This window comes from Pseudomonas maioricensis, assembly GCF_022790535.1.
Lineage (GTDB): Bacteria > Pseudomonadota > Gammaproteobacteria > Pseudomonadales > Pseudomonadaceae > Aquipseudomonas > Aquipseudomonas maioricensis.
In genome coordinates, this window is record NZ_LOHG01000017.1 from 42,109 (window position 1) to 53,428 (window position 11,320).

General features: G+C 59.9%; 11 protein-coding genes and 1 tRNA gene. 2 read left to right on the forward strand and 10 right to left on the reverse strand.

The window, feature by feature from the left end:
- Positions 1-66: 66 nt before the first annotated feature.
- From AUC61_RS21725 to AUC61_RS21760, 8 genes are all read right to left on the reverse strand, one after another.
- A complete protein-coding gene (locus tag AUC61_RS21725) occupies positions 67-516 on the reverse strand; it encodes a DUF411 domain-containing protein (RefSeq protein ID WP_243248202.1) in 450 nt (149 codons plus the stop codon).
- Positions 517-772: 256 nt separating this feature from the next.
- Positions 773-2,368, reverse strand: coding sequence for a gamma-glutamyltransferase family protein (locus tag AUC61_RS21730; protein ID WP_243248204.1), 1,596 nt, complete (start codon positions 2,366-2,368; stop codon positions 773-775).
- Positions 2,369-2,401: 33 nt separating this feature from the next.
- The gene (locus AUC61_RS21735) at positions 2,402-3,274 is read right to left on the reverse strand and encodes an ABC transporter permease (RefSeq protein ID WP_243248205.1); all 873 of its coding nucleotides are present in this window, start codon (positions 3,272-3,274) and stop codon (positions 2,402-2,404) included.
- On the reverse strand, positions 3,274-4,218 hold the full coding sequence (locus AUC61_RS21740) for an ABC transporter permease (protein ID WP_027898078.1): 945 nt from the start codon (positions 4,216-4,218) through the stop codon (positions 3,274-3,276). The genes AUC61_RS21735 and AUC61_RS21740 overlap by 1 nt, the downstream gene beginning before the upstream one ends.
- Before the next feature lie 28 nt (positions 4,219-4,246).
- Positions 4,247-5,749, reverse strand: a complete 1,503-nt coding sequence (locus AUC61_RS21745; protein WP_243248207.1) for an ABC transporter substrate-binding protein — start codon at positions 5,747-5,749, stop codon at positions 4,247-4,249.
- Positions 5,746-6,867, reverse strand: coding sequence for an ABC transporter ATP-binding protein (locus tag AUC61_RS21750; protein WP_243248208.1), 1,122 nt, complete (start codon positions 6,865-6,867; stop codon positions 5,746-5,748). Before AUC61_RS21750 ends, AUC61_RS21745 begins: the two co-directional genes overlap by 4 nt.
- Positions 6,864-7,871, reverse strand: coding sequence for an ABC transporter ATP-binding protein (locus AUC61_RS21755; RefSeq protein WP_243248210.1), 1,008 nt, complete (start codon positions 7,869-7,871; stop codon positions 6,864-6,866). The genes AUC61_RS21750 and AUC61_RS21755 overlap by 4 nt, the downstream gene beginning before the upstream one ends.
- Positions 7,868-8,605 (reverse strand): FadR/GntR family transcriptional regulator, encoded by a 738-nt coding sequence (locus tag AUC61_RS21760; RefSeq protein WP_122665013.1) that lies wholly within the window; start codon positions 8,603-8,605, stop codon positions 7,868-7,870. The genes AUC61_RS21755 and AUC61_RS21760 overlap by 4 nt, the downstream gene beginning before the upstream one ends.
- A gap of 84 nt (positions 8,606-8,689) precedes the next feature.
- On the opposite strand from AUC61_RS21760, the gene AUC61_RS21765 reads away from it, so the two are divergent.
- Positions 8,690-8,830 carry a hypothetical protein gene (locus AUC61_RS21765; protein ID WP_243248212.1) on the forward strand — a complete coding sequence of 47 codons (141 nt, stop codon included), beginning with the start codon at positions 8,690-8,692 and terminating at the stop codon, positions 8,828-8,830.
- 201 nt (positions 8,831-9,031) lie between these two features.
- On the opposite strand, the gene AUC61_RS21770 is transcribed toward AUC61_RS21765, so the two are convergent.
- Together AUC61_RS21770 and rdgC are read right to left on the reverse strand one after the other, a co-directional pair.
- Positions 9,032-9,997 carry a bile acid:sodium symporter family protein gene (locus AUC61_RS21770; protein WP_243248214.1) on the reverse strand — a complete coding sequence of 322 codons (966 nt, stop codon included), beginning with the start codon at positions 9,995-9,997 and terminating at the stop codon, positions 9,032-9,034.
- 145 nt (positions 9,998-10,142) lie between these two features.
- Positions 10,143-11,063, reverse strand: a complete 921-nt coding sequence (gene rdgC, locus AUC61_RS21775) for a recombination-associated protein RdgC (protein WP_027901105.1) — start codon at positions 11,061-11,063, stop codon at positions 10,143-10,145.
- A 161-nt stretch (positions 11,064-11,224) separates the two neighbouring features.
- On the opposite strand from rdgC, the gene AUC61_RS21780 reads away from it, so the two are divergent.
- A tRNA-Val gene (locus AUC61_RS21780) sits at positions 11,225-11,300 on the forward strand.
- Positions 11,301-11,320: the final 20 nt, after the last annotated feature.

An 11,320-nucleotide genomic window follows, 5' to 3' on the forward strand; every position in this document is an offset into this window, starting at 1 on the left:
AATCCTGATACACCGCTATTCGCAGCCTTCGGCAGCTCCTACAGGGGTTGTGTTTCACTGGTCAACTCACTGCGCCGGGTAGTCCGCCACGACCCGCTCTTCACCCGAAGCCGTCAGACCAATGATCTGATGAGCGCTTCTCCGATTACCTGACTCCATACCTGGCGAACCCATCGGCATGCCGGGTGCGGCGACGCCGATCAGGTCTTTTTGCGCGACCAGCTCACGAATCTCTGAAACCGGCACGTGACCTTCGACGAACTTGCCATTGATCACGCCGGTGTGACATGAGCCCAGTTTCTCGGGCACGCCGAGTTTTTCCTTCACGGCGCTCATGTTGTTTTCGGGATGATCATTCACGGTAAAACCGTTTTCCTTGAGGTACGCCATCCACTTGGTGCAGCAACCGCAATTCGGGTCGCGGTAGACGTCGATGGTTTGCGGCGCGGCGTGCAGTAGTGCGCTGAAGCCGAGGAGGGCGATCAGGCTGGCCTGTTTGATCTTCGAAAGCGTCATGAGAGATGTGCTCAAGGATGTTCAAAGGGCAGAGGCTACACGGGTTGTGAGGGCTGGAAAACCTTGGCCCTAAATGATGTACGCGGTTCCTTGTGGGAGCAGGGCTTGCCCGCGATGGAGGCTCTGCGGTGTTTCGGGCAGACCGCGTCATCGTTTATCGCGAGCAAGCTCAGCTCCCACATAGACCGCGCCAGTCCTAAGAGGTCGGAGCAAGCTTGCAGGCCAAACCAGAGTTCCCCAGATTTAATTGCGTCAGTCAGTACGCAGCCACCAACCCATCCTTCCGCGGATCTGTTCCGCCCACATAACCATGGGCCGTGCGCTGGATGATCTGCGCGCCGCCAAAGGCAAACACGCCGCTTGGCTCTTCGACGTCAATGTCATGGCCTTTGGCGCGCAGGGCTTTGACCACTTCTGGATCAAACGTACGCTCCACGGCAACCTTCAGACCGGATTCGATCCTCCAGCGCGGCGCATCGGCAGCGGCTTGCGGGTTCTGTTTGTAGCGCAGGATACGCATCATCATCTGCAAGTGACCCTGCGCCTGCATCGGGCCGCCCATCAAGCCGAAAGACATCAATGGCGTGCCGTCAGCATTCATTACAAAGCCGGGGATGATGGTGTGAAACGGGCGTTTGCGCGGTGCGACATAGTTGACGTGCTTGGGATCCAGCGAGAAACCCGCACCACGGTTCTGCATGCTGATGCCGGTTCCTGGCACCACAACACCGGAGCCAAAGCCCATGTAATTGGACTGGATGAACGAGATCATCATGCCGCTTTCATCGGCAGCCGACAGGTACACCGTACCGCCCGGTTTTGGCGAGCCGTGACCGGGATTCGCAGCCTGATCAGTGACCAGCCCGGCGCGCTCCATCAGGTAGGCCTTGCCCAGTAGGTCCTCGGAAGGCACGCGCATGTGATCGCTGTCGGCGACGTGCTCGTCGAGGTCGGCCAAGGCCAGTTTCATGGCTTCCAGTACCGGGTGTACGGTCTCCAGGCTGTCCACCGGATGCTCGCCCACGCCCAATGCTTCCAGCATGGTCAGACCCGCCAGGGTCGCGATGCCCTGGCCATTAGGCGGCAGTTCGTGAACCACGGCACCGGCATACGGCACCGACAGCGTTTCGATCCAGTCCACGGTGTGTGTCGCCAGATCGTCGAGGCTCATCACGCTACCGTTCGCGTTGGCATGGGCAATGATTGCCTCGGCCAGTTCACCGCGATAGAACGCTTCGCCTTTGGTCTGGGCAATCAGCTCCAGAGTGCGGGCGTGATCCTTGAGCTGGATTTTTTCCCCAGCAAGCGGTGCCTTGCCGTCCGGCATGAAGCACTCGGCGAAGCCCGGTTGATCCTTGAGCAGATGCGAGCCGCGCTTCCACAACTCGGCGATTATCGGCGTGACCTGATAGCCATCTCGGGCATAGCCAATCGCCGGTTCAGCCAATGTGGCGAACGGCAGCTTGCCGTAGCGTTCGGACAATTCGACCCAGGCCGATACCGCACCCGGTACGCTGACTGCAGGCCAGCCACGTTGCGGCATCTGGCTCTGGCCAGCGAAATATTCGGGCGTCCAGGCCTGCGGCGCACGGCCAGAGGCGTTCAGACCTTGCAGCTTTTTGCCGTCCCAGACGATAGCAAAGGCATCGCTGCCGATCCCGCAACCGGTGGGCTCGACCACGGTTAGCACCATCGCCGCAGCGATGGCGGCATCGACTGCGTTACCGCCTTTGCGCAGCATGTCCAGCCCGGCCTGAGCGGCCAGCGGCTGTGAGCAGGCAACCATGTTGTTGCCCATCACCGGCGAGCGCGCCGAAGCGTAAGGTTGGCTGTAATCCAGATCATCGAACATAAGCTTTTTTCTCTTTGGCAGAAGACGAAAGGTTTAGCCTTTGGGGTCCAGCGCATCGCGCAGGCCATCACCCAACAGGTTGAAACACAGGACCGTGATGTAGATCGCCACGCCGGGCGCAATCGACATCCACGGAGCCTGCTCCATGAAATTCTTCGCAGTATTGAGCATCGAGCCCCAAGACGGCGACGGCGGTTGCTGACCCAGACCGAGGAACGACAGGCTGGCTTCAGCCAGGATCGCTGATGCAATGGTCAGTGTGGCTTGAACCACTAGAGGCGACATCACGTTGGGCAGTACGTAACGCAGGATGATCCAGCGATCCGGCAGACCAATCGCGCGAGCACCTTCCAGATAATCCTCATGCTTGATCGACAGCACCTGGCCGCGCGTCAGCCGGGCAAAGATCGGCATGGCGGACAGCCCGATGGCGATCATGGCGTTGGTCAGGCTCGGGCCGAGAAAGGCACCCAAGGCGATGGCCAGCACCAGAAACGGGCAGGACAGCAGCGCTTCCATGATCTGCGAAATGACCATGTCCAGCTTGCCGCCGAAGTAGCCGGCGAGCAGGCCCAGAGGAACCCCGATGCACATGGCGATGGCCACCGACACACCACCGGCCAGCAGCGAGCTGCGGGCGCCATACAGCAGGCGTGAAAACAGATCACGGCCCAGTTCGTCGGTGCCCAGCCAGTAAATCAGCGAGGGCGCCTTGCGTACGGCGAGAAAGTTGGCTTTGAGCGGATCATGGGGCGCAATCCACGGCGCCAGAAGGGCCGCCAGGACAAACAGCAGCAACACCGCTGCGCCAATCACCGCGCCTTTGTTGGCGAGGAATTTCTTCAGGAACGGCGAGCGGCTGCGGGGCAGGATCGCGCTGTGCGGGAGGCTGGCAATAGCGGTCATCAGGCAGTCCTCAGACGCGGGTTTATCAGGCGGTAAAGCACATCGGCGAGCAGATTCAGCATCAGGAAGCCAATCGCAACACACAGCACCACGCCTTGCACCACTGCGTAATCCCGGTTGAACACAGCATCGACAATCATCTTGCCGAAGCCCGGAATGCTAAACACTTGCTCGGTCAGCACGGCGCCGCCCAGCAGTTCACCAAACAGCAAGGTCGTGAGCGTAACGATGGGCATCAACGCGTTGCGCAGCGCATGCTTGAGAATCACCGTGCGCGGGAACAGCCCTTTGGCCCGCGCAGTACGGACGTAATCGGTGCGCAGCACTTCAAGCATCGCGCTGCGGGTGTGGCGCATGAGAATCCCCGACAGCCCGGCCCCCAGCACGAAGGCTGGCAGGATCAAGGTCTTCAGGTTTTGCCCGAAGTCCTCGCCCATGGGCACAAAGCCGGAGGCAGGCAGCCATTGCAGTTTCACGGCGAAGATCATGATCAGCAGGATGCCCAGCCAGAAATGCGGAATGGAAATCCCCGACAGCGCCACCACGTTGGCTCCGTAATCCACGGCGGTGCCTTTGCGCACCGCCGAAATAATCCCGGTGGGGATGCCGATCAGCAACGCAATCAACAGCGCCAGGACCGCCAGCTCAATGGTCACCGGCAACTTGGACGCCAGCAGCGTAGTCACCGGTTGCTCGGTGCGCAGCGAGGTGCCGAAGTCGCCGGTCAGCACGTTGCCAACCCAGTTCAGGTACTGCAACGGGATCGGATCATCGAGCCGGTATTTGTCGCGCAGGTATTCCATTACCGCCGGGTCACGTTCTTCCCCGGCCATGGCCAGCACCGGGTCACCCGGCAGCAACTTCTGCAAGGTGAAGACGAATAGCGAAACCAGAATCAGCGTCGGTATCGAGCTGAGCAGGCGTCGCAGGATGAACATCAGCATGCCGGAACCTCGCAGGTGCGTCCGTCAGTCATGGCTTGAACGCGACATTGGCCAGACGAATCAGGCCATCCGGGTTTGGTACAAAACCGGTCACGTTGTTACGCATGGCAATGATCCGTGGATCGAAATACAGGTACGCAGTCGGTACTTCGTCGGCCAGCAAGCGCAGTGCCTCGTTGTACAGCGCCTGGCGTTGTGGGACGTCGTTGACGGTGCGCGCCTTGTTCAGCAGTTCGTCGAGCTTGGCATTGCAGTACTTGCCGTCGTTCTGGCCACCTTTGCAGGTCACGAACTGGTGGATGTCGCCATCCGGATCAGGACGGCCCGACCAGGCGCTCATGCCGATCTGGAAGTTGCCGCTCTGCTGTTCGCTGAGCATCGTGGCGTATTCGGTCGCAACCAGATTGACCTTGAAGCCAGCCTCTTCAGCCATGGCCTGGATGATCTGCCCGACTTGTTGCGCAATCGGGTTGTTGGCCACCTTCAGTTCGACTGCCAACGGCAGCTTCACGCCGGCTGCGGCCAGTAGCGCCTTGCTCTTCTCGACATCGCGCGCGGGGATCGGCAGTTCCTGGTCGTAGTACGGGCTGTTTTTCGGGAACGGCTGGGCGCTCGGGGCATAGAGGCCTTCGAAGACCACCTGGTTGATTGCATCACGGTCGATGGACAACTCGAACGCCTTGCGTACACGCTTGTCTTTGCCGATCGGAGAGTTGGCTTTTTCGCCATTGCCGACGTTGAACATCAACTGCATGTAGCCCAGGCCTGGCGTGTTGTAGATCGCCAGCTTGCTGTCGCCCTTGACGGTTTTTACGTCGGTCGGCGCGACGCGTTCGATGATGTCCAGATCGCCGGAACGCAGGTTGGCCAGGCGCACCGAGGTGTCCGGAATCGGCAGGAACACGACTTTATCGAAGTGATAAGCCTGCTTGTTCCAGTAGTTGTCAAAACGCTCCAGCACGATTCGATCCTGCTGCACGCGCTGGACAAATTTGTAAGGCCCGGAGCAGACGGGTTTGGATGCGAATTCGCCCTGAGCGGCTTTTGGCGCGAGCATCATCCCGGCGCGGTCCGAGAGCTGCGAAACCAGCGTGGCATCGGCTTGCTTGAGTTTGATGGCGACGGTTTTCGTGTCGATCACTTCAACGCTGTCCACCGACGCCAGCTCGCTTTTGCGCAGGGAGTCGGGCAGGGTGCGGGCGCGGTCGAGGTTGAACTTCACCGAGGCGGCATCAAAGGGTTCGCCGTCGTGGTAGGTCACGCCTTCGCGCAAGGTCATGGTCAGGGTTTTGCCATCTTCGCTCCAGTTCCAGGCAGTGGCCAGTTGTGGCGCATAGGTCAGGTCCGGATTGACGTCCACCAGCTTGTCGCACAGCGCTGTATAGACCAGCCGACCGGAGTAGGTGCGTGAACGATGCGGATCCAGCACATCAGGATCATCCTGAATACCGATGCGTAACGTCGATTCGGCAAAGGCGGCGTTGGCGGCCAGCAATAACAATGTTCCTGTCATGACGCGTGCGATTTTCATGGCTGGCTCTCCACTGCAAGGGATTGATGGTTCTTGAACAGATTCAGGCGCTGGGTGTAAGCAGCGCTGGGGGTCGGAAGGATCAAGGTGCCGCTGCCTGCGTTGGCGATTTCACGCCAGAAGTGGCACGCCACCTGACGCTCGGCCTCGACGGTTTCCATGACCGGCACGGCTTCTTTGCACAGCGCACGGGCATGGGGGCAACGGGTATGGAAACGGCAACCTGAAGGCGGGCGGCTGGGGCTTGGCATGTCACCGCCAAGCAATGGCCGTGGCTGGCGCAAGTCCGGGTGGCTGACCGGCACCGCAGCCATCAGCGCCTGGGTATAAGGATGCAACGGGGTTTCGAACAGCGCGTTGACCGGCGCCAGTTCGACGATTTCCCCCAGGTACATCACCGCCACGCGGTCGCTCATGTGGCGGATCACAGCCAGACCGTGGGCGACGATCACCAGTGTCAGACCGAACTGATGCTTGAGGTCTTCCAGCAGATTGACGACCTGAGCCTGCACTGAAACGTCCAGTGCCGAGACCGGCTCGTCACCGAGGATCAAGCGTGGATCGGAAGCCAGTGCGCGGGCAATACCGATGCGCTGGCGCTGACCACCGGAAAATTCGTGAGGATGGCGACCGCCGTGCTCCGGTGCCAGACCGACGGTGCGCAGCAACTCTGCAACCTTGGCCTGACGGTCGCTGCGACTGGCTTCGCTGTGCAGCCAGATCGGTTCGCCGACAATCGATTCCACCGTCATGCGCGGATTCAGCGAGGCGAACGGGTCCTGGAAAATGATCTGCAAGTCGCGGCGCACCTGACGCAGTTTTTCTGGAGGCAGATTGGCCAGGTTGCGGCCTTCGTAAATCACATCGCCCGCCGTCGGTTGCAGCAGGTTGAGCAGCAGGCGGCCAAGGGTTGATTTACCTGAACCTGATTCGCCCACCAGCGCCAGCGTCTCGCCTTTGCGCACTGAAAGGTTGACCTGATTGACCGCCTGCACGGGCGGCTTCTTTGGCTGGAACAAGCCACTTTCTACCGCGAAATGCTTGCTAAGACCGATGCCTTCGAGGATCGGCTTTTGCAGGCTGGCGGCCTCGACGAGGTTGCGTTCAGAAAGGCTCACGCGCTGACTCCCACATGCTGTTCCAAAGGCGCACGGATGCACGCGGCGAAGTGTCCGGGGGATAATTCAAGCAACGGCGGGCGCTCATCTCTGCACTGCTGGATCACGAACGGGCAGCGTCCTGCAAAACGGCAACCGGTGGGCATTTCTGCCGGTGTCGGCACGCGGCCATTGATCGTTGCCAAGCGACCTTCGCGCGGGCCAATGGACGGCATCGAACCCATCAGGCCAATGGTGTAAGGGTGTTGCGGATCGTCGAATAGAGTCTTTACCGGGCCGCTTTCCACCACGCGACCGGCGTACATCACCATCACGTCGTCGGCGACTTCGGCGACCACGCCCAAATCGTGGGTGATCAGGATCATCGCGGTGCCGGTTTCGGTTTGCAGGTTGGCGATCAGCGAGAGGATCTGCGCCTGAATAGTCACGTCCAGTGCGGTGGTCGGTTCGTCAGCAATGATCAGTGCCGGGTCGTTAGCCAGCGCCATGGCAATCATCGCCCGCTGACGCATGCCCCCAGACAGTTCGTGAGGGTAGGCGTCGAGCCGCTGGCGAGCGTCGGGTACGCGGACCTTTTCCAGCATCTCCAGCGCCCGTTGCCGGGCGTCTTTGTCCGAGAGGCCCTGATGGCGGATCACGCTTTCGGCTATCTGCTCGCCGATGGTGAACACCGGGTTCAGGGACGTCATCGGCTCCTGAAAAATCATCGCCATGCGATTGCCGCGCACGTCGAGCAAGCGCTCTTCGGACATGCCCAGCAAGGCTTCATCGATCAACAGCGAATCGCTTGCTGTTACGTGTGCGGTGGCAGGCAACAGCCCCATCAGGCCCATGGACGTCACGCTTTTGCCACAGCCGGATTCGCCGACGATGGCCAGCGTCTTGCCGCGCTTGACGGAGAACGACACGCCATCGACCACGTTGGCCGGTGCTCCGGCAAAGCGTACGGTGAGGTCATTGACGCTAAGGACCGTCGGGTTTGTCGATTCAGTGGTGGCGCTCATAAGCTGGCCTCCAGGTCTTGATTGATGACGTTATCCAGCGCCTGTTGCAGCGCTCGCAAATGGCCGCGCATGGCCGTGGCGGCCTTGATCGGGTCGCGGCTTTCAATGGCGCTGACGATATCGTCATGGTCATGGCTATAGGTATCGAGGCGGTCGGCGTTGCGGGCCCGGTGACGCAAATCACGCCAGGCCGGGTCGAGACGGATCGCATCGAGCATTTCAAAGATATCCAGCATCAGGCGGTTGCCCGCGGCTTCAGCAATGGCCCGGTGCAGTGCGCTGTCCCACAGTTCAATGCCTTCGGCATCGGGATGCTCGGCTGCCTGCTGGCGGGTGGTGCGCTCAGTGAGGCGACGCAGAATTGCCATCTGTTCACCATTGGCCCGCACCGCCGCCAATGAAGCCAGTGCCGGTTCCAGGTGCAGGCGTGCTTCCATGACCTCACTGAAGTTGGTCCGTCCGGAAAGCCGGGCGAAGCTCATTGCAGCGCTGGGCGGGGTGGGGCCGACAAAGGTTCCTTTGCCTTGCCGTCGCCAGATCTGCCCTTCAGCTTCGAGTACCGACAGCGCCCGGCGAATCGCCCGGCGGCTGACCCCGAAATCGGTAGCCAGATCACGCTCGGTAGGCAACGCCCGCTGGGGGAACGCCGCGTGCTGGGCGACGATCTGCCGCAAGGCATCCAGCGCCAGTTTCGAAGCGTTGTCGATGGGGGTGTCAGGGTCGAACCTTTGCATCGTGGTACTCGCGCCAGACCAGAAAAAGATGCCCTGAGCTGCCTACAGGCAGTGATTCGAGGCAATAGGGCTGGTGCAAGAGCGATGCCAATGGAAATTGGTTCGGTAAGTTTTCAGGCGCAATATGCCTGGGGATTGCTAGCGATCAGCGCTGACGGGCCAATGTACAAAGGTTCGGCAGGGTGGTTCGGCGAGAAGAAAGGGGATTGGTTCGTGGGTGGGTGAACCAATTTCAGGGGAGGTTCAGATTTTGTGCATCAATACGGGCGTGATGCGCCGGGGTGGTGCCCGATGACACTGTGGGAGCTGGGCTTGCCCGCGATAAACGATAACGCGGTATGTCTTCAAGTCGCGTCTCATGCATCGCGGGCAAGCCCAGCTCCCACAGGGGTTACATTTCAATCCACAGGAATGTGAAATTTTGGCCTAATCAATAGCAGGAGAAACATTCTTCACCGGCTCATCGTCATCCTTCATCTTGCGGAAGTACGTCGACAACAGTGCACCGGAGATGTTGTGCCACACGCTAAACAGCGCGCTTGGCACGGCCGCCAGTGGCGAGAAGTGTGCGCTGGCCAGCGCGGCGCCGAGGCCGGAGTTCTGCATACCGACTTCCAGTGCCAGGGATTTACGCTGAGGCAACGGCAGTTTGAACACCTTGCCGGTGAAGTACCCCAGCAGGAAGCCGAATGTGTTGTGCAGGATTACCACGGCCATGATCAGCAAGCCGGATTCGGCGATTTTCGCCTGGCTGGCGGCAACGACGGCGCAGACGATCATTACGATGCTGACCACGGAAATCAGCGGCAGCACATCAATCGCGTAAGTGACGCGAGCCCCCAGCAGACGCTGAGCCAACACACCGAGCACGATGGGCAGCATCACCAGTTGCAGGATCGACCAGAACATATCCATGAAGGACACCGGCAACCAGGCCGAAGCCAGGAACCAGATCAGCGTCGGGGTCAGCAATGGAGCGAGCAGGGTGGTGACTGCCGCAATGGCCACTGCCAGCGCCAGATCGCCCTTGGCCAGCCACGCCATAACGTTGGATGAGGTGCCACTCGGGCAGCAACCGACGAGAATCACACCGACGGCGATTTCCGGCGGCAGGTGAAACACCTGACACAACAACCACGCCACGCCGGGCATGATCACGAAGTGCGCGACCACGCCCAGGGCTACACGCCAAGGGTTGCGGGCCACTTCGGAGAAGTCTTCAAGCTTCAGGGTCAGGCCCATGCCGAACATCACCAGACCCAGCAACGGCACGATGAGGGGCTTGAGCCCGATGAACGCTTGCGGGAACACGAACGCCAGAATGGCGAACAGAAGCACCCAGTACGCAAAGGTATTACCGACAAAACGACTCAAGGCTGCCAATGCACGCATGGCGGGTTCCTTTCTTATTAGGTTGCAGGAGAGGGCTGTGATCTGGCTGGATATAAAACTGTAGGAGCTGCCGAAGGCTGCGAAGCGGGTTAACAGGTAAATTGCTTCGCAGCCTTCGGCAGCTCCTACAGATGATCAGCGGTGTTTAAATGCCCTGCGGAATCTCTTCACCGCCCAGTGCTTCAAACAGCTCCGGCAGGAATTCGCCGAAGGTCAGCATCATCAGGGTAAAGCTGGCGTCCAGTTGGCCCAGGGCCTCGTCGCCGCCGTCCTGTTCTGCCTGATCCTGCAGCAGATCTTCAAACTTCAGACGCTTGACGGTCATCTTGTCGTCGAGCACGAAGGACAACTTGTCCTGCCATGCCAGCGACAGCTGGGTGACGACTTTGCCAGTGCTCAGGTGCAACTGGATTTCATCGCTGGTCAGGTCCTGACGTTTGCAACGCACGATCCCGCCATCTTCGTGGGTGTCACGCAGTTCGCATTCATCCAGGACGAAGAAGTTATCGGCGGCTTTCTGCGTGGTGACCCAGTCGGTCATTACAGCGGTAGGTGCGGTCTTCACAGTCAGCGGACGTACCGGCAATGTGCCGATCACTTCACGCAGTGTCGACAACAGGTCTTCGGCGCGTTTCGGACTGGCCGAGTTGACCAGAATCAGGCCCTGCTTCGGCGCGATGGCGGCGAAGGTCGATGAGCGACGAATAAAGGCACGCGGCAGGAACGCCTGGATGATTTCATCCTTGATCTGCTCGCGTTCCTTCTTATAGACCTTGCGCATTTGCTCGGCTTCGATCTCGTCGACCTTCTCCTTCAATGCGTCGCGCACAACGCTACCCGGCAGGATGCGTTCTTCTTTACGGGCCGAGATCAGCAGGAAGTCGCCGCTGACGTGCACCAATGGAGCGTCTTCGCCTTTGCCGAAAGGGGCGACGAAACCGTAAGTGGTCAACTCCTGGCTGGCGCAGGCGCGGGCCGGTTTGGTCGCCAAAGCGGTTTCCAGTGCTTCGGCGTCAAAAGGCAGATCCTGGGTCAGGCGGTAGACAAGCAGGTTTTTGAACCACATGAGGTGAATCTCTCCTTCTGTAAAAAGTGGGGCATTATTCGCTGCTATTACCCCGCGGCCAACCCTGTGCTAAGCCTTTGGAACGATTATAAAAATTATTTAAAAAAGTGCTTGCCAGAGGTTAGGTCGCTCCGTAGAATGCGCGCCACACCGAGAGTGAAGGGTGATTAGCTCAGCTGGGAGAGCAGCTGCCTTACAAGCAGCGGGTCGGCGGTTCGATCCCGTCATCACCCACCATCTCGCTCAAAGTGTTACGC